The organism is Chitinophaga terrae (ex Kim and Jung 2007), from assembly GCF_900107795.1.
Classification (GTDB): Bacteria; Bacteroidota; Bacteroidia; order Chitinophagales; family Chitinophagaceae; genus Chitinophaga; species Chitinophaga terrae.
This window is the reverse complement of sequence record NZ_FNRL01000015.1, coordinates 1-24,943: the sequence shown is the minus strand read 5'-3', so window position 1 is coordinate 24,943 and position 24,943 is coordinate 1. Positions and strand designations below refer to the sequence as shown.

Here is a 24,943-nt window from a genome sequence, read left to right as displayed (position 1 = left end):
GAAGTTACAGAATCTGAGATCATAACAAAAGACAAGGGCTAGCAGCTGGAGCTAGCGGCTAAAAGCTTATAGAATATGCATTTAAAATACGAATCCACACTGAGAGAACCTTTGGTAGACGGGGAAAAGGATTATCACCAGGTAACGGAAGATATCATTAGTCCCATTGAGGGAAAGCCTGGTAAATTGTGGTATGTAGGCTTTTTTATATCACTATCACTGTTGGGCTTCGGAGCATTTTCAGTGTTCTGGCAGATCTATTTCGGTGTTGGTGTTTGGAATCTGAACAAGACTATCGGTTGGGGTTGGGATATCACCAACTTCGTATGGTGGGTAGGTATCGGTCACGCCGGTACGCTGATCTCCGCGATCCTCTTGTTATTCCGTCAGGGCTGGCGTACAGGTGTGAACCGTGCTGCTGAAGCGATGACCATCTTCGCGGTAATGTGCGCGGGCCAGTTCCCGATCATCCACATGGGTCGTGTATGGATGGCGTTCTTTATCCTGCCTTACCCTAACACCCGCGGTCCTGTATGGGTTAACTTTAACTCTCCGCTTCTCTGGGACGTATTCGCGATCTCTACATACTTTACCGTATCGCTGTTGTTCTGGTACTCTGGTCTGATCCCGGATTTTGCAACAGTTCGCGACAGGGCTAAAACAAAATTGCGTAAGTTGTTATATGGTGTGGCTTCCTTTGGCTGGACAGGTTCTACCAAACACTGGCAACGTCACGAAGCTTTATCGCTCGTACTCGCTGGTCTGGCTACTCCACTGGTACTTTCTGTACACACTATCGTATCTTTCGACTTTGCTACATCAGTAATTCCTGGTTGGCATACTACCATCTTCCCTCCTTACTTCGTGGCGGGTGCGATCTTCTCCGGTTTCGCGATGGTACAAACACTCCTGATCATTACCCGTAAGATCCTGAACCTGGAACAATATATTACCATTGGCCACATGGAAGCCATGAACAAAGTAATTGTATTGACCGGTTCTGTGGTTGGTTGCGCTTACCTGACTGAGTTATTCATGGCATGGTATGGTGCTAACCCTTACGAATTCGATACCTTCTTCAAATATCGCGCTGCCGGTCCGCTGGGTTGGTCTTACTGGATCATGATGACCTGTAACGTAATTTCTCCGCAGGTGTTCTGGTTCCGCAAGATGAGAAGAAGTATTGCCGTAACCTTTGTAATGTCTATCATCGTTAACATTGGTATGTGGTTCGAGCGTTTCGTGATCATCTGTACTTCACTGTACCGCGATTACCTGCCATCCAGCTGGTCTTACTATCGTCCATCCTGGCCGGAAGTTGGTTTCTACATGGGTACTTTTGGTCTGTTCTTTACCTGCTACTTCCTGTTCGCTAAATACTTCCCGGTAATTGCGGTTGCTGAGATCAAGTCTATCCTGAAAACTTCAGGCGAGAACTTTAAAGAGAAAATGGAAGTCTACGAAGACCAGAGCGATGAGAAATTTGCTCATGATGTTGCTCATGCACACTAATAGACGAATTAAGAGAACTAATTACTGGAATTTGAATTTTTAAATATATGGCTGTTAAAAATTTTGTTGTAGGCTTGTTTGACGATGAGGCAGTATTGTTCCCGGCAGTAAAGAAAGTACGTACTGCAGGTTACAAGTTGCACGATGTATATACTCCTTTTCCTGTTCACGGCCTGGATCATGCAATGGGTTTAAGAGAATCCAGTCTGCACACAGCCGGTTTCATATACGGAATTACCGGAACTACTACAGCATTGTCTTTCATGAGCTGGGTGTTTAATGCCGATTGGCCGCTGAATATTGGTGGTAAACCGCATTTCCCGCTGCCTGCTTTCATTCCGATTACCTTTGAGCTGACAGTATTGTTTGCTGCGGTAGGTATGGTGATGACATTCTGCTGGCTTTGCCAGATTATGCCAGGGGTGAAGAAACATATCTTCCATCCAAGACAGACAGACGATAAGTTTGTAATGGTCATTGAGCTGACAGAAAAAACAAACGCAGAAGAGGTAAAGAGCTTCCTTACTGCTGCTGGTGCGCACGATATAAATGAACAGAAAGCTGAAGCAGGATGGTGGTTCGGAAGATTCGATAAGGATGATGAGCCTTATCTGCGTAAAATCCAAACCGCTAACGCTTAATATTTTAACAGCTAAAAAATACAGTTGCAACATTAGGATTTGGTAAGCAAGACTAATGAAAGCTAGATAAATAATTTCTGATGAAAAGGACTTCCAACATATTGATTGTAGCCGCATTGGCAACTGGAGCTTTCCTGGCAGCCTGTAACAGAGGAGAGCATAACAGAAAGCCCGGCAGGATTTATATGCCAGACATGTATGAATCCCGTGCGTATGAGTTTTACAGTGCTCGTTTGTCAGGTCTGAAACCAGTGGAAGGAACAGTTAAAAGAGGAGAGCTTCTGCCATACCACCTGAAAGAGTCAGATACTGCACAAGCGAATCTGGTTAAGAATCCATTAACTATAACCGCTACCGATCTGAAAGAGGGAGAGCGTTTATTTAATATCTATTGCGGTATCTGCCATGGTACAGCATTAGACGGTAACGGTCCATTATACAAAGGTGGTGATGGCCCTTACCCTGCCGCTCCGGCTAACCTGGTTGCTGGTGCAAAAGCAGGATTAACCGAAGGTCGTATCTTCCACGTGATCACTTATGGATATAATATGATGGGAAGCTACGCCAGCCAGCTCGACAGAGAGCAACGCTGGAAAGTAGTGGCATATATTCAAAGTAAAAAGGCAGGCGCTTCAGCTCCCGTAGCAGAAGCAGCACCTGCAGGTGATAGTACCGCAGCGAAGTAATTAGATAAACAGCATTTCAAAAGTATTTTAATATACAGTAATGAAAGACCAATTTGTAGTACCGGCAAGATTAAGAATGACCAGCTTCGTGTTGATGGGAGTAGGCTTGCTGACATTTCTGATCGGATTAATTGCGTTTAAGGGCGAGACACGGTTCTGGGCCGGTCTGTTGCAAAACAGCAGCTTCTTTTTGCTGATTACATTGGCAAGCACATTTTTTATAGCTGCTACTACCCTGGCACAAGGGGGCTGGCAGATTGCCTTCCGCCGTGTACCTGAAGCTATTTCAATGGCAGTGCCTATCCTGGCCGCTATCTTATTTATCGTGGTAATGATCCTCGTTATGGGGGGCAAAGAAGATATTTACCACTGGGTAAACCCTGAACACGTTGCCCACGATAAAGTGTTAAACTGGAAAAAAGCTTTCCTGAATAAAGGATTCTTTACCACTGCTACTATCATCACTTTAGCACTGTGGATATTCTTTACAATGAGAATCCGTAAAATGTCTATCCAGGAAGATGGATGGGATCTGAGCCGCGAAACCGGCCGTAAGATCCTCTGGAGAAACACCGTTGTTTGTGGTGGATTCATGGTGATCTTTACACTCAGCGTTGGTTCTACCACTCCTTGGATCTGGCTGATGAGCATTGACTCACACTGGTTCTCTACCATGTATAGCTGGTACACTTTCGCCAGCACCTGGGTATCCGGACTTGCGCTGATCTCTTTATTCGTAGTTTACCTGAAAAGACATGGTTACCTGACTTATGTAACTGAAGAACATTTACATGACCTCGGTAAATTCATGTTCGCATTCAGCATCTTCTGGACTTACCTCTGGTTCTCCCAGTACATGCTGATCTGGTATGCTAACATGCCTGAAGAAACTGAATACTTCCAACCTCGCGTTTGGGGCGAATGGAGGCCGATCTTCTTCCTGAATCTGCTGATTAACTTTATTACACCGTTATTGTTCCTGATGAAGAGGGATACTAAACGTAACTATACTGCAATAGTGTTCATCGCTGTAGTGATCATCTTCGGTCACTGGCTGGATTTCTGGCAGATGGTTTACCCTGGTACTGTTAAACACCTGGTATTCCCTTGGTATGAGCTCGGACTTGGACTTGGATTTGTGGGACTGATCATCTTCTTAACTGCTAACCAGCTGACTAAAGCTGCTTTAGTTCCGAAGAATCACCCTTACCTGAAAGAGAGTATTGTTCACCACACTTAATTGTGTTTCAAGGAGCATAGGCAATAGAAAATCATTAGATAACTTAATTATTTCATATAGCAATGTCAGGATTTTTAGCAGTCTTAGTTGTTGTTCTCATATTCATAGTCATCTTCCAGATTGCGAAGGCGAGCGAATATGTGTCCATATTGAAGGGAGAAAAGAAAGCACGTGAACAGAGTAACCGTATCAATGGTTTCTTATTGATTGCTTTCCTGGTGCTGGGGCTCATAGGAGTGTACTGGTGTAACGATTTGTTGAAAGGCAAAATCCTTGGCGAATCTGCTTCAGAACAAGGTAAAGGCGTTGATACGCTGATCTATGTAACACTGGCTATCACCGGTTTCGTATTTGTGATCACCCAGGTTTTACTGTTCTGGTTCGCATTCAAATACCAGGAGAAAGAAGGAAAAACAGCTTTTTATTTTCCACACAATAACAAACTGGAAGTTATCTGGACCGTTATTCCAGCTATTGCATTGACGATCCTGGTGGCTTTCGGTCTGAAACACTGGTTCCAGTTAACTTCTGAAGCACCTAAAGACGCTGCAGTAGTTGAAATCACCGGTAAACAGTTTAACTGGATATACCGTTATCCAGGAAAGGATGGTCAGTTAGGCCGTCGCGATTTCAAAAACATCGATCCTGCAAAAGGCAATGAATTGGGTGTTGATTGGAACGATCCTTTGAGCAAAGACGATTTTATTCCTACCGAACTGCACCTGGTAGTTGGTAAACCAGTAAAATTCGTTATCGGCTCCCGTGACGTTATCCATGATGTGGGCTTGCCTCACTTCCGTCTGAAAATGGATGCTGTACCTGGTATCCCTACTACCCTGTGGGTAACGCCTAGGTTCACTACCAAGGAAATGAAAGAAAAAACCGGGAACCCGGACTTTACTTACGAAATTTCCTGCGATCAGATGTGCGGTAGCGGTCACTACTCCATGAGAGGTGTTATCGTGGTTGAAACCCAGGAGGAATATGACAAATGGGTTGCCAGCCAAAAACCTGCTTACGAACTGGCTCACCCTGCAGAAGCAGCGCCGGCCGGAGCGCCTAAAGCAGATAGCACACAAAAAGCAGTGGCTGCAAATATTAAGTAAGCCATTTTTGTGTAGAAGATTTTTTGACGGAGTACAATTAAAAACTATAAAGACAAACTGACAAACGACAATACTTCCCGGGCGTTAGTTTATAATAAACCGAACCGATTATGAGTAACGAAGCAACATTGCACAGTCAACAGGAGGTAATGCACGGAGCGCATGATCATCATGATCACGAGCACCATCATGAAGACAGTTTCATTTCGAAATATGTTTTCAGCATGGATCACAAAATGATCGCCAAACAATTCCTGATCACAGGTATTATATGGGCCGTTATTGGTGCTTTCTTCTCTGTTCTGTTCCGTTTGCAACTTGGTTTTCCGGATGCAACCTTTCCATGGCTGGAAAGCATCCTGGGTCACTGGGCTAAAGGTGGCCGAATTTCAGCGGAAGCTTACTATGCATTGGTAACAATGCACGGTACAATCCTCGTATTCTTTGTATTGACCGCCGGTTTGAGCGGTACCTTCTCTAACCTGCTCATTCCTTTGCAGGTAGGTGCCCGCGATATGGCGTCTCCATTTATGAACTGCCTGAGCTATTGGTTCTTCTTCCTGGCCAGCCTGGTAATGATGGCTTCCCTGTTTGTTCAAACAGGCCCTGCTTCCGGTGGTTGGACAATGTATCCTCCGCTGAGTGCATTGGGTGATGCTTCTATCGGTTCCAAGATCGGTGTTGACCTCTGGTTGACCAGTATGGCACTTTTCGTTGTGTCTCAGCTCCTGGGCGGTCTGAACTATATTTCTACAATCCTGAATATGCGTACCAAAGGTATGGCTATGACCAAGATGCCGCTGACTATCTGGGCATTCTTCTTCACTGCTGTACTGGGTGTATTGTCATTCCCTGTGTTGCTGTCAGGCTTCATCCTGTTGCTGATGGACCGTCACGCCGGCACAAGCTTCTACCTGTCTGATATCTTCATCGCCGGTAAAGCGCTGGCTAACGAAGGCGGTAGCGCAATCCTTTATCAACACTTATTCTGGTTCCTGGGTCACCCTGAGGTATATATCATCGTCCTCCCTGCAATGGGTATGGTGTCTGAAGTCCTCGCGGTTAATTCCCGTAAACCTATCTTCGGTTACCTGGCAATGATCGGTTCCCTGTTCGCTATCTGTATCCTGGCCTTCCTGGTTTGGGCGCACCACATGTTCGTAACAGGTCTGAATCCGTTCCTCGGCGCCTTCTTCGTACTCCTCACATTGTTGATCGCGGTACCATCTGCCATCAAGGTGTTCAACTGGATTACGACGATCTGGAGAGGTAAAATCCACTTCACGCCTGCTTCCCTGTTCTCTATCGGTTTTGTAAGCACTTTCATCTCCGGCGGTTTAACAGGTATCTGGTTGGGTAACTCATCTATCGATATTCACCTGCACGATACTTACTTCGTAATCGCGCACTTCCACATAGTAATGGGTGTATCTGCGTTCTTCGGTATGTTTGCCGGTATTTACCACTGGTTCCCTAAAATGTATGGTCGCTTTATGAACAATACATTGGGTTACATCCACTTCTGGATCACGCTGATTGGTGCTTACCTGATCTTCTGGCCAATGCACTACGAAGGTATGGCCGGTATGCCAAGAAGGTATTACGATTACTCCAACTGGGCTTCTTTCAACCAGTTCGAGCCACTGAACCACTTTATCAGTGTTGTGGTGATCGTAGTATTTGCTACCCAGCTGCTGTTCATCTTCAACTTCTTCTACAGCATTTTCAAAGGTAGGAAGATGACTACGCAAAACCCATGGAAAGCAACTTCCCTGGAATGGACCACTCCAATCAATCCCGGTCACGGTAACTGGCCTGGCGAAATTCCTGAAGTTCACCGTTGGGCTTACGATTACAGTAAAGACGGACGTGATTTCATTCCTCAGACGGAACCAATTGGTCCTAATGAGTCCGCACACTAATATTTCTGGTCCGGAAGGAAAGAGCTTTTCTTAAAATTCTTCCTTCCGGGGCTTTGTTCTCCGTGATGTTTGTAAATTTGTTCCGGATATATAACTCCGGAATGTGGCTAGAAAAAAAATGTTGCAAGAAAACACCATAAAATTGTCCTCGTCGTACGCTATTGCCAGCAAAGTGAAAGATTACTCTCAGTTGATGAAGTTTAATCTCACTTTCATGGTGGTATTTTCATCAGTAGTAGGTTATCTGCTGGTGCCAATGATCGAGTTCAATTGGGTGAAAGTTCTTTTATTATTTGCTGGAGGTTTGCTGGTCACAGGGTCAGCAAACACGATCAATCAGCTCTGGGAGAAGAACACGGATAAATTGATGGCCCGTACCGCCGTTCGTCCGCTGCCTGCCGGCAGAATGGGCGACCTGGAGGCAACTATACTGGCTGCCATCACCGGCATAGGCGGCGTCCTGTTAATGGGATTCTGCTTTAACTGGTTATGTGCTGCTCTCAGCTTGCTCTCATTAGTATTGTACGGCTTTGTATATACTCCCTGGAAAAAATGGAATTCACTATCTGTACTGGTAGGAGCCATCCCGGGAGCCATGCCTCCATTGATCGGTTGGGTAGCAGGCGCTAACGAACTGAGCAGTGGCGGCTGGTCTTTATTCGCCATTCAATTCTTATGGCAGTTCCCTCACTTTTGGGCTATTGCCTGGATTGCTTATAAAGATTACGCAAAAGCCGGGTTCAAAATGTTACCTGGTAGCGGCGAACCTAACAAATACACTGCTCTTCAGGCAGCTACCTATACCCTGTTGCTGATCCCTGCCGGTATTGTTCCCTACAAACTGGGCATTACAGGTAGCATTTCGGCAATAGTAGCGATTGTAGCCGGCTTATTCTTCTTCTACAGGTCTGTTAACCTTTACAGGAAGAATGATGTTCCTGCAGCACGTAAACTGATGTTCGGATCATATATTTACCTGACTGTAGTGCAACTGGTACAATTGCTGGATAAAGCTTAATTGAAATTGGAGGAGTGATGAATACTATGACATTAGAACAACGTAAGAAAATACATCCGCATAAATACTCCCTATGGATAGCCATGGGTAGTATTACAATGATGTTTATCGGATTTACCAGCGCTTACATTGTTAAAAGAGCACAGGCAAATTGGTTAGCTTTTGAATTACCTCATATATTCTGGTTGTCGACTGCTGTAATTTTGCTCAGTAGTTTAACAATTCACCTGGCCTTGAAGCAATTTAAGGAAAGGAATATGAGAAGATACAAACAACTGATCACCGTTACGGCAATTTTAGGTGTTGCTTTTGCGGTGTGTCAGTGGATCGGATTTACACAATTGAAGAACGTAGGATTGCCGCTTGATGGGCCCGTTTCTGCTTCTTTTATATATGTGATCGTAGGAGTGCACATGCTGCACGTTTTAGGAGGCGTGGTAGCGCTGTTGGTGATGTTTGCCAGAGCTTACAGGACCCGCATCCGCACTTACAGCCCGGTACCTATCGAAGTGGCAGCCACATACTGGCATTTCGTAGATGTACTTTGGATTTATTTGTTAATATTTTTGAGTATCGCCAGATAAACTTTGTAAAATTTTATAAAACTAACAATGGATACAGCAGTTACAGCGAAGAAAAAATGGTGGGCCGGAGGTTATTCTCCCTTTAATGTGAGCTATGGCAAGTTGATGATGTGGTACTTCCTGCTATCAGATGCGTTCACTTTCGGTGCGTTATTGATATCATATGGTACTATCCGGTTTTCCAGCCCATCCTGGCCTGATCCTAACCAAGTGTTCAAGTCATTCCCGGGCATGGGACATGCCGATTTGCCATTGATGTTCGTGAGCTTGATGACCTTTATCCTGATCATGAGCTCTGTAACCATGGTACTGGCTGTACATGCTGGTCATATGAGAGACAAGAAAGCGGTTGCTAAATGGCTCACATGGACTATCATCGGCGGTCTGATGTTCCTTAGCTGTCAGGCTTGGGAGTGGACACACCTGTACCACGAAGGCGCATGGTGGGGCCGTAATCCTTTCGCCAATGTTGACGGAACTGCCGCTTCTACCAACTTCACTAACTTCTTCTTTACCATCACCGGTTTCCACGGTTTGCACGTAACTTCCGGTGTGGTGCTGAATATCGTAATTCTTGCCAACGTACTGAAAGGTACTTACGAGCAGAGAGGACACTACGAAATGGTTGAAAAAGTAGGTTTATACTGGCACTTTGTGGACCTGGTTTGGGTATTTGTATTCACCTGCTTCTACCTGCTCTAATCGTCACAAAGCGGAACTTGACTGAAACTGATTTTTGAATTTATTTTAATCTAAATAGAAATGGCGCATACGCATTCTGCAGAAGGACATGAACCAGCTCACGTAGATTCTTCTACCAAAACAATCTGGAAAACATTCTGGATCCTGTTAGGTATTACAATTTTCGAAGTAGGACTGGCATTCTTGCACCTGGAATACAACTTTATGCCAAGAGTTGCACTGAACGGAATATTCATTATTCTGACCATTGCAAAAGCATTCTTTATCGTAGCTGAGTTTATGCACTTGGGTCATGAGATCAAAAACCTGATCATGACCATCTTGCTGCCTTTGCTGCTGTTTGTTTGGTTCATCATCGCATTCCTTTACGATGGCGATTCCTGGAAACGCTTACGTGACGATCTGAAACCTGGTACACCAGTAGAAAAGACCCTGGTAGCACCGGCAGAATCTCACCATTAATAAAAATTAAAACTTTAGGATCATTTCTCGCAGGGCTTTATTAGGAGTTTCATTGGCCATTTTAGTGCCGCTTTTAGGGTATCTCATAGTAGATCATTACGGCAAAAATGTGGTTCCGGTTCCGGGGTATTATATCTTCGAAAGGATAGATACTGTAAAGAACAATGGTAAAGTATCCTACGACAGTGTTTTCCATCAGCTGAGAGACTTCCGTCTTACCAACCAGTTAGGCGAGGAAGTTAGCCTGAAAGACATGGAAGGAAAGGTATTGCTGGTAGATTTCTTCTTCACCTCCTGCCCTTCTATCTGTCCGACACTGACAAAAAACCTGAAACTGATCCAGGACGCATATGTGAAAAATGACACATTACTGCAGATCCTCTCATTTTCAGTAGATCCGGAAAGAGATACAGTCGATAAACTTCGTCAATACGCTTACCAGCACCAGATCAATCCAGATAACTGGTGGTTGCTTACAGGCAGCAAAAAAGAGATCTACGATCTCGCCAGGAACCAGTTTTTTGTTTCTGTAACAGAAGGAGATGGCGGACCAGATGATTTCATTCATACTGAGAAGCTGGTATTGATCGACAAGAACAGGAATATCAGGGGATATTACAACGGCCTCGATTCCAACGCGATAAAGAAAGTAGCCGGCGATATCGCTACGCTGCACCTGGCAAAAGACAGGCATCGCCCTGGTTTCATGGCTTTCCTCAAGAAACTGTTCGCAGGGGAGAACTGATTTTTATAGATCGCAATAAGTATTACGGATTTGTGGGAAGATACCTTATGTATCTTGTTCGCAAATCCGTAATTCATAAATAAAAATATCACTATAATGGAGTTGAAGAATAAAAATCTCAATACGCCGATAACCATCGTTTCGATTGTGATTCCTGTGCTGGTGGCTTTACTTTTTGTGTTACCAAAGCCTGATTTTCACCCGGGCTTTGATGTGAAGATCCTTCCATTATTTCACGCGATCCTGAATACAGCTACGGCGGTATTGTTGCTGGCAAGCCTTTATTTTATCAAGAATGGCCTGGTAAAAGCTCACAGGAACACCAACCTGATAGCTATAGGATTATCTGTTGTTTTCCTGCTTTCTTATGTTACCTACCATGCGCTGGCGCCTGAAACCCGGTATGGGGATATCGACCATAACGGTGTACTGGATGCAGCAGAAAAGGCAGCGTTAGGCAGCATCCGTTATATCTATTATTTCTTATTGCTTACTCATATAGTATTGGCTGGCGTGATTGTGCCGCTGGTATTATTCACTACACTCCGTGGTTTTCAGAACGATATTCCACGTCACCGTAAAATTGCCCGTATCACCTGGCCGATCTGGTTTTATGTGGCTGTTACCGGTGTGATTGTGTATATAATGATCTCTCCATATTACCATTGATGGAAATACGCAATTTAATTGCAGCAGAACTGCTAATTTTGTAGTAAAATAGTTTTGTATGAAAAGGATAGGTGCTTTTTTATTGACCGGTGCTTTTTTGTTGATGAACGTAGCTGTAATGGCCCAGTGTTCCTTATGTACTAAAACTGCCCAGCAATTGGGAGAAGGTCCTGCAAAGGGCCTGAACAACGGTATTTTAATGTTAGCGCTAACCCCGCTGGTTATAATTGGTTTCCTTGCGTTCAGGTGGTGGAAAAGTAATAAGGAAGCCTGATGGCCCCTGGGTGTAACCCAAATTTAAACTATGATAACCTTCAGAAAGGCGGATGTGACAGACATCCCCCAACTAATAGATTTACGCCTCCGGTTTCTCAAAGAAATTTACCCTAACGCCAATACGACGCATGATCAGAAATTGGCTGATCATCTTTCTGTTTACCTGAAAGAACACATCGCAAAAGATAATTTCGTAAACTGGTTTGCCGAATATAATGGCAAGGCTGTGGCAAGCGCCGGTATAGTTTTCTATAACCAACCGCCACTTTACCACAACCTGGAAGGAAAAGTTGCCTATATCCTCAACGTCTATACGTTGCCTGAATACCGCAGGCAAGGCATCGCAAAAACGTTGCTGCAAAAAATTATGCAGGAAGCAAAAGACCGCAACACCGGTAAAGTAAGTCTTCATACCAGTGAACAGGGCAGGTTGTTATACGAGCAATTCGGTTTTATCGCCGGCGATAACGAAATGACCTGTCAATTGCCCAGGATACAATAATTTCTTTAGTCTTCCTTCAGCTCAAACGCATGGCAGTCGATCAGCAATCCGCCCTTTAAAGAGCTTTTTAACACATTGCAGTAATGCCCGCGCTTTAGCGTGTAATGCTCGCAATTAAGACACATTGGTTGCGTGGAAATAACTTCTTTCTGATTCAATCGGTGAATCAGTTGCATTAATTGCTCTAATAATCCAACCTGTTCTTTGGATGATAATTGTTCAACCGTTTCCTGTAATGGATCTGCAAACCGCTCTACTTTCCTGGCAATAGCACGACCTTCTTTTACAAGGTGTAAAGTATGGCTCCTGGTGTCGGTTGGACTAGGCTTACGGATCAGGTAATTTTTCTGCTCTAAAGATTTCACTGCATCACTGATGGTTGCTTTGGTCATGTTGAAATAGTTCGCCAAAGTTGTAACCGTGCGTTTTTCTTCAGGATAATGAAGTAAAAATGTAAGCACCTGAATCTGTATTGGACTTAATCCATACTGTGTAGCTTCCTGCCATAATAGTACGCGGAAGGCTTCCGATAATCGCTCCAGGGAGGCCACTACCTTGCTAGAGGTGTTTTCTGCCTGCTGTGCGGGGTTGAATGTTGAAACTTTCCCCATATTTTCTTGCTGTCCTTAATAGTTAATGGGGCAAGGTACAATATTAATGTATGGTGTAAAATAGCATATTAGTGGAATTACAAACTAAGATCTGCAACCTTCCAGTTCATGTATAAAATACCCTTTTGAACTGATTTGGGCTTCCCATAGTGGAATCAGGGGTGTAATATGGCAAAATCGGCAATCTTTATGCAAGATGACAGGACTGCTGAAACCCTTTGTTTCCAGGTAACTGTTTCCATACTTCAACACTTCTTCAAATGCTGTATCCTTATGTACAATGATATTAAAATGCAGGTATCTTCCATCTTTCTTTTTAAAATAGGTATCAAATACTGCTACTTCCATGACCGATCATTTTAGGTAAACGCTTATCTGCTGCTATGGGTAGATCCAGAACAATACGCTAAAGCTGACTGCTTTAAACCAAGCCTGCTGCATACGGGCAGTTTCCTCTTCGTTTTTTCCGGAACCGGCCAGGTAGGGGTGAGAATAAGTAACGATAGGATAAACAAAAGTGCTTAAATAGCGGAGGTATACTAACGGTAACGACCCCTTTTCCGTTGTGGTATCCTGCTCCAGTTGCTTGCCGATCTTATCTTCCAGCCATCTCCAGCTATTGCCTTCCCTTCCCTGGCATACAGCATTCATCCATTGGTTAAACTGCGGCCGGAGTGTTTCCAGGTACCCGCTTTTCTCTTCAATATTATCACGCAAATAAAGCGAAAGGTAATGGTTGGCCGACAGATACCCGTACCAACTGTTTAAGATAGAGGAAGAATGAGGCTGCAGGATGGCGCCTGCCATGGTCAAATAATGTTCATCTTCCTGGGTATATAACAACATCCTTTTAAGACGGACCAGGGTCTGAATATCTGGTGACGAGGAGGGTTGATTCTTTTCGCGTTCCATAGCTGCGTTATAGTTATGGTTTAGGTTACCCAAACAGGGTTAATAATACAAATATATCATAAGGCTTCCTAACAAAAAATTATAAAATGAATATAATGGTTATACGTTATTATTTGGTTATATTATACAAATATGATTTGCGATTATCGTTTTAACAATATAGTTTTGAATGCCCGGTAGATTTCAGACCACATGCGCAATTTTCTTTACAACTTTAATCAGACAGGTCTTTCCCTGACGCCGGAACACCAGTCTTCTCCCTCCCCTGCCGAGCAGGGTTTTGCCCGGTTGCTTCTTCATGTTGTGATAACAGGTATAGCGGTATCATTGTTTTCCCAGGGCTTCCTGTTCCTGCTCCGTTGGATCAGCGACGCAACGGAATTGCCGTTTTACGCCCCTCTTCCGGCAACCATTGCCTGGATACTGATCTCCAGGTTTGCTCCTGCCCTGTTCCGGTTTTTTGGTATATCCGTTGGCGTGAGCGCGGGCATACCTTTAGGATTTGAGTCGGCTGTTTTTGGGTTCAATAAGGCTATTAACCCGTTGTTCGGTTCAAACGTTCTGTTGTACCACTGCGGAACAGTTGCTGCTATTGCAGCCTGCTTCGGAACTCCTCTGGTCGCTATATGCCTGGCATTGGAGCTCCTGCTCAGCGAATGGACGATAAGAACTGTAATTCCCGTATTGCTGGCAGCTGCCATTGGCACGCTTTGTACCTGGCTATTTCAGAGTGGCATTCCTTTGTTCACCATAACGGTTAAGGAACCGGTGACCTGGAGTGTGGGGCTTGCAATCGGGTTGTTAATCGGGCTTTGGTCAGCCGCAACAATAAGTTTGACAAAAGTATTTAAAAAGTGGATTGGGGCGCTTGCAAACAAAAGTCATTGGTGGTTATTGATCCCGGCTGTTATCGCATCTCTTATCTGCTTTTATTCCCCTAATCATATTACTAACCTGAACGGCTATATGGGCGACCTTTTGCAGGCAAGGGTAACATTGTTCCTTTTGTTTGCGCTGGGCATACTCAATTGGTTAACCTGGTGCTTATACAATGCAGGTTTCGGAACGGGCGCAGGTATATTGCCATTGTTATTGAACGGAGGCGCGTGGGCGTTATTTGCGGGCTTGCTGATACAGCTGAGTGTTCCGTCGCTGAAATTAGACGCGGTGTTTATGGTGCTGCTGGGGATGACAGCTATGTTTGCCGCCGGCTCCAGGGCCTTGGTCACTGCGTTGGTATTGGGCCTGGAACTTAGCCGGAGTTTCGAATTTATTCTGCCGGGTGCAATTACGTGTATAACAGCATACAGCCTTTCTTATCTTTTAGCAGGGAAACAGCGCAGCAGCCTGAATGCTCCTGCGCTGTAACAAGCTATTCGTGACCTGATACGAACTTCAATCCAACGATCGATCCTATCAGTAATACAAGGAAAAATATCCGCCAGATCATAACAGGTTCTTTAAAGAAAAGCATGCCTGCAATTGCAGTGCCGGCTGCTCCGATGCCTGTCCATACTGCATATGAAGTACCTATAGGTAAACCTCCGTTAATAGCTTTATTCAGGAAGAAAAAGCTCAGGGAGATACAAACAATGAAGCTCAGTGACGGCCATAACTTTGTAAAGTTCTCAGAATACTTTAGTGAAATCGTAAAACCGATCTCGAACAATCCACCAATGACAAGGAATAACCAAGGCATAATACCAGATTTATAAGTGAAAAAATAAATTGAATCAGTTGGAGATATGCGTGAAATGGCGCTCTCTGGAAGATCAGAGACCGTAGTTGAAAACTGCGTAAATAATTGATATGCCAAATGAAGTGAAACGCATGCCGCGAAGGTAATGCTTTTTTACAAATTAATTTTCACGCAGAGGGGTAAAGAAGGCAAAGAGGCATAAGGATTTTTTTAAGGAAAATAAGGGAAATAAGAAAGCAAAGAAGCAGGGTATGAATCCTTATGCCTCTTTGCCCTCTTTGCCCCTCTGCGTGAAACAACTACTTTCATTTATGTAACGGTAAAGGTTAAACGAATTTTGCTCAAGCAGTTGTTGGATCTCTGACATTAACAGTTGCTTATTGATGTCTTTCATTCTTTTGTGCTGGATAAGCTGGTAGGCGCGGTCGGCCAGCAGGATAAGCTGGCGTTGATGCTGACCGGTAACTGCTTTATGATGGGCATCAACAGCATGGATAATATCTGTAATGCCTGTATTTTGGATGGCTACAGATTTGATCACAGGAATTTCCCAGCCGCCCGGTTGATGTTTGGTATGTGCCAGCAGGCGAAGGTTCTTGGCAAAAATATCTGCCTGTTCCCTGTCGGCTTTATTTACAACGAAGATGTCTGCGATTTCCATCAGGCCCGCTTTCATGGTCTGTATCTCATCACCGGCTTCAGGAACTACCACAACCACTGTAGTGTCGGCCACGCCGGCCACTTCTACTTCGCTTTGTCCTACTCCTACTGTTTCGATGAAGAGATAATCGAACCCGGCGGCCTTAACCAGGTCGCTTACTTCAATGATCTTTGGGCTGAGACCTCCCAGGGCGCCCCGGCTGGCCATAGACCTGATAAATACTTTCGGGTGGTTGAAATGCTGTCCCATCCTGATCCGGTCGCCTAATAAGGCGCCGAAGTTAAAGGGGGAGGAAGGGTCTACGGCAATAATGGCTACACTTTTGTCCGCTTCCAGCAGGGAGGTGATCAGGGCATTGACCAGGGTGCTTTTACCGGCGCCGGGAGGGCCGGTAACGCCTACTACCTTTGTATGGTTGTTGCCAGGAAGTTGCTCCAGTATGGATTCGTAACCGGCGGCTTCATTTTCGACCAGCGAAATGCAGCGGGCCAGCGACCTGATATCTCCATTCAATAAACCGGTTAAAAGTTCCTGATACATCGTTGAATATGCTGAAAGTGAAAGGCAAAAATATTGCTTTGTATAGAAGAAAGATATATAAAACTGCGCGGACTACGTTTTGGTTGTCAGCGTAATTGCGTAATATTATGTCAATGACGAACTTTATTTCCATATTTCCGTTGGGCATTGTGGTGTACCCGGGAGAGCAATTGAACTTGCATATTTTTGAACCTCGATACAAGCAATTAGTTACTTCCTGTTTAGCAGAAAATAAGCCATTTGGTATTCCTACTGTTATAAATAATAAAATAATGGAATACGGCACAACTGTGCAGATAAAGAAAGTAGAGAAGTTATACAGGAATGGAGAGATGGATATAGTGACAGAAGGAGAAAAAGTTTTCAGGATCCTGGAGCATGTGAAGCAGGTTCCTGGCAAGCTTTACGGAGGCGCAATAGTTAACTACCCTGAAAATGAAGGAAATGTGCATGCACGGTTGCAGCGGGAGGTGCTCCAGGGGATACGTGAATTACATACCATTCTTCAGATCCATAAATCCTTCAAAAAAGACGATAACCTCCTGTTGTCGTACGATCTTGCCCATCATGCAGGGCTATCCCTGGATGAAGAGTACGAGTTGCTGCAGTTACTGTATGAGGCCCAGCGACTTGAATACCTGAAACGCCATTTGCATAAGGTGATACCTATGATGGCAGAGATGGAGCGGTTAAAGGAGCGGGTACGGCTAAATGGGCATTTCAAGAATCTTTCGGCCGGCGACCTCGGAACCGGCGAAGTGTAGTACTGTTAAGGGTTTTAAGACAATTTTAGCTCAACTTTAACGTGTATTTAACAGGCTGTTTTTTGGTTTTTTTTGCTTCCCGCTTTAAAAAGTAGATATTTGCAGACCCATATTTTAAATGGAATAGGGCTTAAACTCAATTCTGATACTCAATGCATTGGACAAAAGTCAGTATTCTTTGCTTGTTCGGGAGCGTTTTCCTGCTGGCAAAATCGGCAAAGGCGCAAGAAAATTCACCATATTCCCGCTATGGGTTAGGGGATCTCAGCAACAACCAGAATGCAGTAAACCGCGGTATGGGTGGTGTGTCTCAAGGATTTACTGATCCTCAGGCGATCAACTTCGTCAACCCGGCAAGTTATTACAACATAGCGCTTACCACTTTAGACATTGGTGTAGAAGGTGGCGCAAGATCAATAAATGAAGGTGGAGCAAAATTCACTTCAGGCTTTGGTACCCTCTCTTATTTGCAATTAGGGGTTCCGTTAGCGCGTAACAGGTGGGGACTGAACTTTGGATTAAGACCGGTTACCCGCGTTTCTTACAATATCCAGCAAGGTTCTACAGGAAATTTCTTCGATACTACCAAACTGCCCTTATCCAACAGGTATGAAGGTAGCGGCGGTACTTACCAGTTGTTTGTAGGTACAGGTGTTCGGGTAGGCAACTTTAGTATAGGCGCCAACATCGGTTACCTGTTCGGAAGCGTGGAAGCGCATACCAGGCTGGTGTTCCCGACGGGCGATACTTATGCCTCCCACCAGATGCTGCGTACCACTTACAGCAGCTTCTTTTACAAGCTGGGGCTGCAATACAGGGCCAAGCTGAACAAAGAAATGGACCTTACATTTGGCGCTACCGGTAATATGAAACAGAATATGACCGCCCGCCAGGAAGTACTGAATGAAACCTTGCAATACGATGCTTCTTCAGATAACTTCGTTACCCAGGATACAGTAAGATACCAGAAAGGCGCTAAAGGAACGGTTGTATACCCGGGCGAATTCGGCGGAGGTTTCATGCTGCGCAAATACGATAAATGGATGGTGGGCGCCGACTTTACTACCAGCCAATGGGATCAGTTCAGGAGCTTCGGCCAAACAGATTCTGTACAAAACTCCTGGAAATTGTCAGTAGGTGGTTCCTTCACTCCTAATATCAATGCCTTATCCGGTTATTGGAACAGGGTAGCTTACCGCCTTGGCGGATATTATGGAATGGATTACTTCCGCTTTAACGGTAAAGACATGCCGGTAATGGGCTTCACTATTGGCGCAGGGTTACCGATCAGGCGCATGATGTACTCTAACCAGTACAGTATGCTCAACGTAGGATTGGAAGTAATGCACCGCGGAAACAATGAAACCATCCTGAAAGAGAATGTCTACCGTATAAGCCTCGGCTTCACGTTGAGCGACAGGTGGTTTATCAAGCGTAAATACGATTAACAGGTTAATTTTATCATAATATTTACAAAGCAGCAAGGAGGAAATAGCTTATCTCTTTGCTGCTTTGTAAGTTTAGGGAAACAGCCCGGCAGGCTTATAACCGCCCTTTTTGTACCTTTGCCCATTATACATCAGATGATCCGGAAAATAATCTTATTCTTTATAGTAGCCCTCGCGGCCAGCAGTTGCGAAAATGATATCCAGGCAGTAATGGAGCTGGATGCCAAGAAAGCGGCTGTGGAAAATGGCGAGGATATTGTCACAATTTTCAGCCAGGGTGGCAAGGTTACAGCAAAACTACTGGCCCCCACCATGGAAAGAAGCCTGGAACGACCGCCCTATGTGTTGTTTAACAACGGGTTAAAAGTGTTTATGTACAACGACACGCTGGGACTTGAGAGCACCCTTTCAGCCAAAAAAGGCAAATACATGGAAGATGAAGGAGATGTTTTCCTGTCGGATAGCGTGGTGGTTATTAACAAGAAAGGCGAACGCCTGGACACCAAAGAACTGAATTATGATCCTAAACGGAAGATCTTCTATTCCCGTGAGGAAGTATTTATTAAAACGCCTACCGACTCATTACATGGCTGGGGATTGGAGGCGAACGAAGATTTCAGCGTGAAAAAGATCCTGAAAGTGAGCGGCCCTATTACCGTTGAAGACAGTGCATCCTTACAATGATCCTATAACGTACTTATATAAACGAAAGAACCCCACCTATTGCAGGTGGGGTTCTTTCGCTTTAACCTATTTTTTAACCTAAAATTTGCTTACAATTTTTCAATAATTATGCCAGTTTACGAGCTGTGGGGTAGTTATTTAGACCGTTCATAACATTTGAACTATCTGTAATGTATATACGATAATTCCCATACTGCTTAAATCATTGACGTTTATTATATTCGTTAAAACAGTATTTAAAATGGAAACAATAAGCTGGTCCGACTTTGAAAAGGTCGAAATGCGCGTAGGAACAATTCTGGAAGTCAATGATTTTCCCAAAGCCCGTAATCCCTCCTATCAACTGCTGATAGATTTCGGACCCGAGATCGGGATCCGTAAATCCTCCGCCCAGATCACTGCTCTATACCAAAAAGAAGAGCTCGTAGGGCAGCAAATAGTAGCCGTTGTTAACTTCCCTCCTAAACAGATCGCCAACTTTATGTCGGAGTGCCTGGTGCTGGGTGCAGTAGGTACAGGAAAGGTCGTAACGCTCCTTCAACCGAATAAAAAAGTGATGAACGGAGAACGAATTGCTTGATTTGTTTTAAAAATAGTTAATTATAAATTGGTACTTTTTTTAATTCTAATATTTAATAATATTATTAATAAATTAATATGACAGCATATTATCCATTATCCTCTGTTTACGAACAATAATACATCGTTCACGGAAATGGAAAGGCAAGACAGAAATCGGCGATATATCTTTGTTCTAGGTTTTTCATAGGATATGGTTAAAATTATTACAAGGGCGGTATTCTTACCACCCTTTTTTTATTCCCTTTTCCTCTTTTACCCCCTGAGCGGGGCTTAGTAGATGTTTAAACACTTATTGGCTTAAAAATCAACCCCTTAGCGCATTTGCGTTATATATTAAGTTATCATGAAGCGTTTTTTAGCCATATACGTTCACCTACCTTTTTCATACGTTCACAGGATAATTTATATCATTCACTAGAATGAGGCAGCTATATTCATAAAAATGGAGCAACTTTGACTCAGGTTTTTCAATAAAGATATGGTTAAAATTTTTCGGGGCTGTAGTCTTGCAGCCCTGTTTCTTTTTTAGGACCTCCCACTTTTGAGGTTTTCTTACATTATAAAAAAGAAACTCGATTTCCTCCCCTTTCCTTCTCGCAAAAAGAAAATTGGACCCGCAGATCAGGTTTTACCCAATCCACAGATCCAATTCTGCCAATTAATCTTTGTTTATTTTGTGAAACTAGCCGGAAAAGGTTTGTTTAACAGGTTATTATAAATGAAACGGTAGCTTTCGCTATTTGAATGAATGTTTTTAGGCGGTCCCCAACCATGACGTTCGCCAGGATAAAGCATGAACTCGAAATGCTTGTTCAGGTTTTCCAGTTTGTCGACCAGCTGGATAACGTTTTGCATATGCACATTATCGTCCATGGTTCCATGCGTAATGCGCATAAGTCCTTTATACTTATCGGCATAGGTCATTACCGCAGTTTCTTTATACCCTTCAGGGTTCTCTGCCGGCGTATCCATGTACCTTTCGGTATAGTGGCTGTCATATAACTGCCAGTCGGTAACGGCAAAATTTGCCATTCCATAATTAAATACATCTGCCCCGTAAGTTAAGGCCATACAGGTCATATAACCGCCAAAGCTTCCGCCGGTAATACATACCCTGGCTGTATCCACCCAGGGCTGGCTGCGCAACCAGGTGGCGGCATCCATATAATCCTCAATTTCATGTATACCCAGCCTGCGGTGTATATAGTTCATTCCCATCTTGCCCAGCTGGCCGCTGCTGCGGTTATCGATAGCTACCTGTATCACTCCTTCCTGGGCCCACCACTGCTGAACGCCCGAAAACTTCCATGTATCATAAACGGTTCCTGAATTAGGGCCTCCGTAAATGCTGATCAGTACCGGGTACTTCTTGCCTTCTTCCATATGCACAGGCATGGTGATGGTCAAAGGAAGCACCAGTCCGTCGCGTGTCTTATAGGTTTTTAAGGTAGTAGCTGCCAGGTTGTAATTATTAAAGTTCTCCCCTTTGCTGTCTCCCAGCTCCCTGATCACTTTCCCGTTGTTATCCATCAACGCCATTTTAGAGGGCGTTTGCAGGTTGGAATAAGTGGTAATAAAGTATTTACCTCCCGGCGCCAGCTTGATAATATTATTATAGGCGCCCGGAGTCAGGCGGGTAATTGCGCCCGATTTCATGCTTACTTTATATAGGTCGAAACGGGTGGAAGCTTCTTTGCGGGCGGTAAAATACACTACCTCATTTTTCTCGTCCACTTCCAGGATCTCTTTAACCGTCCAGTTGCCGGAGGTAAGCTGTTTTTTCAGGCTTCCATCTTCATTATGCCAGTATATATGCGCCCATCCGCTTTTATCGCTGAGCAGGAGGAACCCTTTTTTGTTTTTCAGGTAAGGAATGGCGTCGAACCAGTCGATCCAGGTTTTCTGCTTTTCATCGTAGATCTCCCTTTTCCCGCCGGTTTCGGGATTTATGCTGTAGATCTTCAGGTTATCCTGCCCCCTGTTCATCCACTGGATACGCAGTTGCTGGCTGTCATCTGTCCAGAAAGGCATTCCAAAGTACTGATCGTCATTTTCGTTGAAATCGGCCCAGGTGGTCGGTCCGCCGGTTACAGGAACCACACCCAGCTTTACAGCAGGGTTAGGGTCGCCGGCTTTGGGATACCGTGTGTTTTCCAGGTAGCCATGCTGGCCTTTTTCGCTGTAAATAGGGAATACAGGCACTTTACTATCGTTGAAGTGCATGTAAGCAATTTTGCGGCTGTCAGGACTCCACCAGAACGCACGGTATTTGGTAGGGCGGCCTAAAATTTCTTCATAATAGACCCACGACGCCCAGCCATTATATATTACGTCTGAACCATCTGTCGTATACCTGGTTTCTTTCTTTGTAGCTATTTCTACGCTATACAGGTCATTATTTTTCGTATAGGCTACGTATTTGCCATCGGGAGAAAGAGTTGGATTTTTTTCCTCTGCGGCGTCATTGGTGAGGCGGATGCTTGCACCATCGGCCCCTTTATATACGATATCATTGTCCTGAACGGCAACAGTAGGGCCTCCTACCGGCGCTGTGTAGATGGTAGCGGCTCCTGTTCTGGCATCTACCTGGTAAGCCTGGTTTTTCCCGCCTTCAGAGCGGATCTCGATGTAATGTTCCCCATCTGTCCATTCCGCTATAATTGGCAAGGGCCTGGTTACATTGGTAGGCTTCCCCTTAAAGGCTTCTTCATAACTAAAATCCTTTTTTTGCTGGGCCTTCAATCCTGGCGCAAATAGCAGCATTAAGGCTACCGTGTTGATAGTGGCTGGTTTAAACCATTGTTCGCTTCTCATAATAATGTAATGTGTCAGAGGTCTGTTTTGCTGTTAATGTCGGCGGGCCCGAAAATAGGCATAACTCTATAATAACCCAATAAATTACATAAATACGGTGCAAATCGCCAACCATCGGTCATTTTCTTCCACTTATGCGCCTTTAATGATCAGATAGTAAGAAAGTGTTATAAATAGCAGTGGGGGCGTTTACCTTTAACCCGGTTTTCATAGGATATGGTCAAAAAATAAGAGGGCTGTAGTCTTACAGCCCTTTTTATTATTTTTGCACTCCATTTAGGGAAATATATAACATGACACAATTATCTGAGCAAGAGATTATCCGCCGGGAAAAATTGCAGGAGCTGCATAAACTGGGTATAGATCCTTATCCTGCAGCCGAGTATCCGGTTAACGATACCACCGTTAATATTCTGGAGAATTATACGGAAGAAAACAAAGACAAGTTCCAGGAAGTTTGCCTGGCAGGCCGTATCATGAGCGTTCGTGATATGGGTAAGGCTGCCTTTGCCGTACTCCAGGACAGTGTAGGCCGTATCCAGATCTATATTAAAAGAGATGAGATCTGCCCAGGTGAAGATAAATCATTGTATGATGTAGTTTTCAAAAAGCTGTTGGATCATGGCGATATCATTGGCGTAAAAGGATATGCATTTATCACAAAAACCGGTGCTACCTCAATCCACGCCAGGGAAATCACCCTGTTATCCAAATCATTACGTCCGTTGCCTGTTGTTAAAGCAAGGGAAGGAGAAGTATTTGATGAAGTAACAGACCCTGAATTCAAATACCGCCAGCGGTATGCCGACCTGGTTATTAACCCGGGTGTGAAAGATGTTTTCATCAAACGCACGAAGATCATGCAAACTATCCGCGATTTCTATAACAACCTGGGTTACCTGGAAGTAGAAACGCCGATCCTGCAGGCAATTCCAGGCGGTGCAACTGCCCGTCCGTTCATTACGCATCATAACGCGCTCGATATTCCGTTATACCTGCGTATCGCCAACGAATTATATCTCAAACGCCTGATAGTAGGCGGTTTCGAAGGCGTGTACGAGTTTGCCAAAGATTTCCGCAACGAGGGAATGGACCGCACTCACAATCCTGAGTTCACAGTAATGGAAATGTACGCTGCGTACAAGGATTATGAGTGGATGATGAAAACCACTGAAACCCTGCTGGAAAAAGTAGCAATAGCTCTCCACGGCACTACTGAAGTTCCGGTTGGCGAAAAAGTGATCGATTTCAAAGCGCCGTTCCGCAGAGTAACAATGTACGATGCTATCAAAGAACATACAGGTTTCGATATCACCGGTATGGACGAAGCGCAGTTGAGAGAGGTATGCAAACAATTAGGTATCCATGTTGACGCTAAATATGGTAAATCCAAACTGATAGACGAGATATTTGGAGAAAAATGTGAAGCACACTACGTACAACCCACTTTCATTATCGACTACCCTGTGGAAATGAGCCCGCTCACGAAAAAGCATCGTAGCAAAGAAGGATTGGTAGAGCGTTTTGAGCTGATTGTCAATGGTAAAGAAATCGCCAACGCCTATAGCGAGCTAAACGACCCGCTCGATCAGCGCGAACGTTTTGAAGAACAGGTGAAGCTCATGGAAAGAGGCGATGATGAAGCGATGTATATTGACTACGACTTCCTCCGGGCATTGGAATACGGCATGCCTCCTACCTCCGGTATCGGTATCGGTATCGACAGGCTGACCATGCTGATGACGAACCAGCCATCCATCCAGGATGTGCTGTTCTTCCCCCAGATGAAGCCTGAACAGGTATAAAGTTTTTTCACTGTAGATATTTAATCGGTAAGAGCGGAGGTTTCACCTTCGCTCTTTTTTTATGTGTGCCAGGCATGTGTTATATCTCTAGGGTGCAAGTCCCGAATGCGCTTTGTAGTAGGAAGCATTAGCCAATAGCAAGGGTGTCCACTGTAAAGTGGAATCTGAAGGAAGCTGGCGGCAAACATCCGGGCCGACGAACAGAAACTGTATACAAGGCGGGGTTACAAGGGTGATGTTGCATAAGAAACAAAAACCCGATACTACACAGATTGTAACAACGTAAATGCAGCGGCTACATGGATGGAAAGCGATAACACTTACCCTGGGAGGCCCTGTTTTTTTTTTACAGGGAGTC

26 protein-coding genes are annotated in these 24,943 nt (G+C 44.4%); 20 read left to right on the top strand and 6 right to left on the bottom strand.

The window, feature by feature from the left end; translation table 11 throughout:
- The first annotated feature begins 75 nt into the window (after nt 1–75).
- The 14 genes from nrfD to BLV62_RS16455 all read left to right on the top strand — a co-directional run bounded on the left by nrfD (nt 76) and on the right by BLV62_RS16455 (nt 12,065).
- The gene (gene nrfD / locus BLV62_RS16520) at nt 76–1,512 is read left to right on the top strand and encodes an NrfD/PsrC family molybdoenzyme membrane anchor subunit (RefSeq protein WP_089763079.1); all 1,437 of its coding nucleotides are present in this window, start codon (nt 76–78) and stop codon (nt 1,510–1,512) included.
- 47 nt (nt 1,513–1,559) lie between these two features.
- Nucleotides 1,560–2,153, top strand: a complete 594-nt coding sequence (locus BLV62_RS16515; RefSeq protein WP_089763078.1) for a DUF3341 domain-containing protein — start codon at nt 1,560–1,562, stop codon at nt 2,151–2,153.
- A gap of 80 nt (nt 2,154–2,233) precedes the next feature.
- Nucleotides 2,234–2,839 carry a c-type cytochrome gene (locus tag BLV62_RS16510; RefSeq protein WP_089763077.1) on the top strand — a complete coding sequence of 202 codons (606 nt, stop codon included), beginning with the start codon at nt 2,234–2,236 and terminating at the stop codon, nt 2,837–2,839.
- Nucleotides 2,840–2,879: 40 nt separating this feature from the next.
- Nucleotides 2,880–4,079 carry a quinol:cytochrome C oxidoreductase gene (locus BLV62_RS16505; protein WP_089763076.1) on the top strand — a complete coding sequence of 400 codons (1,200 nt, stop codon included), beginning with the start codon at nt 2,880–2,882 and terminating at the stop codon, nt 4,077–4,079.
- Between the two features lie 62 nt (nt 4,080–4,141).
- Nucleotides 4,142–5,185, top strand: a complete 1,044-nt coding sequence (locus tag BLV62_RS16500; RefSeq protein WP_089763075.1) for a cytochrome c oxidase subunit II — start codon at nt 4,142–4,144, stop codon at nt 5,183–5,185.
- Between the two features lie 110 nt (nt 5,186–5,295).
- Nucleotides 5,296–7,107 (top strand): cytochrome c oxidase subunit I, encoded by a 1,812-nt coding sequence (locus BLV62_RS16495; RefSeq protein WP_089763074.1) that lies wholly within the window; start codon nt 5,296–5,298, stop codon nt 7,105–7,107.
- Between the two features lie 142 nt (nt 7,108–7,249).
- Nucleotides 7,250–8,125, top strand: a complete 876-nt coding sequence (cyoE, locus tag BLV62_RS16490) for a heme o synthase (protein WP_225889619.1) — start codon at nt 7,250–7,252, stop codon at nt 8,123–8,125.
- A gap of 17 nt (nt 8,126–8,142) precedes the next feature.
- Complete coding sequence (locus BLV62_RS16485; protein WP_089763073.1) at nt 8,143–8,709, top strand: cytochrome c oxidase subunit 3; 567 nt, start codon at nt 8,143–8,145, stop codon at nt 8,707–8,709.
- Nucleotides 8,710–8,736: 27 nt separating this feature from the next.
- Complete coding sequence (locus BLV62_RS16480) at nt 8,737–9,411, top strand: cytochrome c oxidase subunit 3 (RefSeq protein WP_089763072.1); 675 nt, start codon at nt 8,737–8,739, stop codon at nt 9,409–9,411.
- Nucleotides 9,412–9,471: 60 nt separating this feature from the next.
- Nucleotides 9,472–9,873 (top strand): cytochrome C oxidase subunit IV family protein, encoded by a 402-nt coding sequence (locus BLV62_RS16475; protein ID WP_089763071.1) that lies wholly within the window; start codon nt 9,472–9,474, stop codon nt 9,871–9,873.
- 52 nt (nt 9,874–9,925) lie between these two features.
- A complete protein-coding gene (locus BLV62_RS16470) occupies nt 9,926–10,618 on the top strand; it encodes an SCO family protein (RefSeq protein ID WP_168927886.1) in 693 nt (230 codons plus the stop codon).
- 96 nt (nt 10,619–10,714) lie between these two features.
- Complete coding sequence (locus BLV62_RS16465) at nt 10,715–11,287, top strand: DUF420 domain-containing protein (protein ID WP_089763069.1); 573 nt, start codon at nt 10,715–10,717, stop codon at nt 11,285–11,287.
- A gap of 58 nt (nt 11,288–11,345) precedes the next feature.
- The gene (locus BLV62_RS16460) at nt 11,346–11,561 is read left to right on the top strand and encodes a hypothetical protein (RefSeq protein WP_089763068.1); all 216 of its coding nucleotides are present in this window, start codon (nt 11,346–11,348) and stop codon (nt 11,559–11,561) included.
- Nucleotides 11,562–11,591: 30 nt separating this feature from the next.
- Nucleotides 11,592–12,065, top strand: a complete 474-nt coding sequence (locus tag BLV62_RS16455) for a GNAT family N-acetyltransferase (protein WP_089763067.1) — start codon at nt 11,592–11,594, stop codon at nt 12,063–12,065.
- Between the two features lie 5 nt (nt 12,066–12,070).
- Here the strand turns inward: BLV62_RS16455 and BLV62_RS16450 are convergent, their stop codons facing one another.
- The 3 genes from BLV62_RS16450 to BLV62_RS16440 form a co-directional block, all read right to left on the bottom strand.
- Nucleotides 12,071–12,676 carry a MarR family winged helix-turn-helix transcriptional regulator gene (locus tag BLV62_RS16450; protein ID WP_089763066.1) on the bottom strand — a complete coding sequence of 202 codons (606 nt, stop codon included), beginning with the start codon at nt 12,674–12,676 and terminating at the stop codon, nt 12,071–12,073.
- An 84-nt stretch (nt 12,677–12,760) separates the two neighbouring features.
- Nucleotides 12,761–13,024: a DUF2024 family protein gene (locus tag BLV62_RS16445; protein ID WP_089763065.1), complete on the bottom strand. Its 264-nt coding sequence runs from the start codon at nt 13,022–13,024 to the stop codon at nt 12,761–12,763.
- Between the two features lie 33 nt (nt 13,025–13,057).
- Nucleotides 13,058–13,588 carry a protoglobin domain-containing protein gene (locus BLV62_RS16440; RefSeq protein ID WP_139170211.1) on the bottom strand — a complete coding sequence of 177 codons (531 nt, stop codon included), beginning with the start codon at nt 13,586–13,588 and terminating at the stop codon, nt 13,058–13,060.
- Between the two features lie 192 nt (nt 13,589–13,780).
- Here BLV62_RS16440 and BLV62_RS16435 point away from each other — a divergent pair, with 192 nt between their 5' ends.
- Entirely contained in the window at nt 13,781–14,956 is a 1,176-nt protein-coding gene (locus BLV62_RS16435; RefSeq protein ID WP_089763063.1) for a chloride channel protein, read from the top strand.
- A gap of 4 nt (nt 14,957–14,960) precedes the next feature.
- Here BLV62_RS16435 and BLV62_RS16430 read toward each other — a convergent pair whose 3' ends face one another.
- On the bottom strand, nt 14,961–15,287 hold the full coding sequence (locus BLV62_RS16430; protein ID WP_089763062.1) for a DMT family transporter: 327 nt from the start codon (nt 15,285–15,287) through the stop codon (nt 14,961–14,963).
- A gap of 259 nt (nt 15,288–15,546) precedes the next feature.
- A complete protein-coding gene (meaB, locus tag BLV62_RS16425; RefSeq protein ID WP_089763061.1) occupies nt 15,547–16,488 on the bottom strand; it encodes a methylmalonyl Co-A mutase-associated GTPase MeaB in 942 nt (313 codons plus the stop codon).
- Between the two features lie 107 nt (nt 16,489–16,595).
- On the opposite strand from meaB, the gene BLV62_RS16420 reads away from it, so the two are divergent.
- The 4 genes from BLV62_RS16420 (at nt 16,596) to BLV62_RS16405 (ending at nt 19,964) form a co-directional block, all read left to right on the top strand.
- Nucleotides 16,596–17,252: an LON peptidase substrate-binding domain-containing protein gene (locus tag BLV62_RS16420; protein WP_311202798.1), complete on the top strand. Its 657-nt coding sequence runs from the start codon at nt 16,596–16,598 to the stop codon at nt 17,250–17,252.
- 152 nt (nt 17,253–17,404) lie between these two features.
- Nucleotides 17,405–18,700 (top strand): hypothetical protein, encoded by a 1,296-nt coding sequence (locus BLV62_RS16415; protein WP_139170209.1) that lies wholly within the window; start codon nt 17,405–17,407, stop codon nt 18,698–18,700.
- Between the two features lie 135 nt (nt 18,701–18,835).
- Nucleotides 18,836–19,384, top strand: a complete 549-nt coding sequence (gene lptC, locus BLV62_RS16410; RefSeq protein WP_089763058.1) for an LPS export ABC transporter periplasmic protein LptC — start codon at nt 18,836–18,838, stop codon at nt 19,382–19,384.
- Between the two features lie 241 nt (nt 19,385–19,625).
- Nucleotides 19,626–19,964, top strand: coding sequence for a tRNA-binding protein (locus tag BLV62_RS16405; protein ID WP_089763057.1), 339 nt, complete (start codon nt 19,626–19,628; stop codon nt 19,962–19,964).
- A 671-nt stretch (nt 19,965–20,635) separates the two neighbouring features.
- Here the strand turns inward: BLV62_RS16405 and BLV62_RS16400 are convergent.
- On the bottom strand, nt 20,636–22,780 hold the full coding sequence (locus BLV62_RS16400; protein ID WP_225889621.1) for a S9 family peptidase: 2,145 nt from the start codon (nt 22,778–22,780) through the stop codon (nt 20,636–20,638).
- A 293-nt stretch (nt 22,781–23,073) separates the two neighbouring features.
- Here BLV62_RS16400 and lysS point away from each other — a divergent pair, with 293 nt between their 5' ends.
- Nucleotides 23,074–24,585 (top strand): lysine--tRNA ligase, encoded by a 1,512-nt coding sequence (gene lysS, locus BLV62_RS16395; protein ID WP_089763056.1) that lies wholly within the window; start codon nt 23,074–23,076, stop codon nt 24,583–24,585.
- The last annotated feature ends 358 nt before the right edge of the window (nt 24,586–24,943 follow it).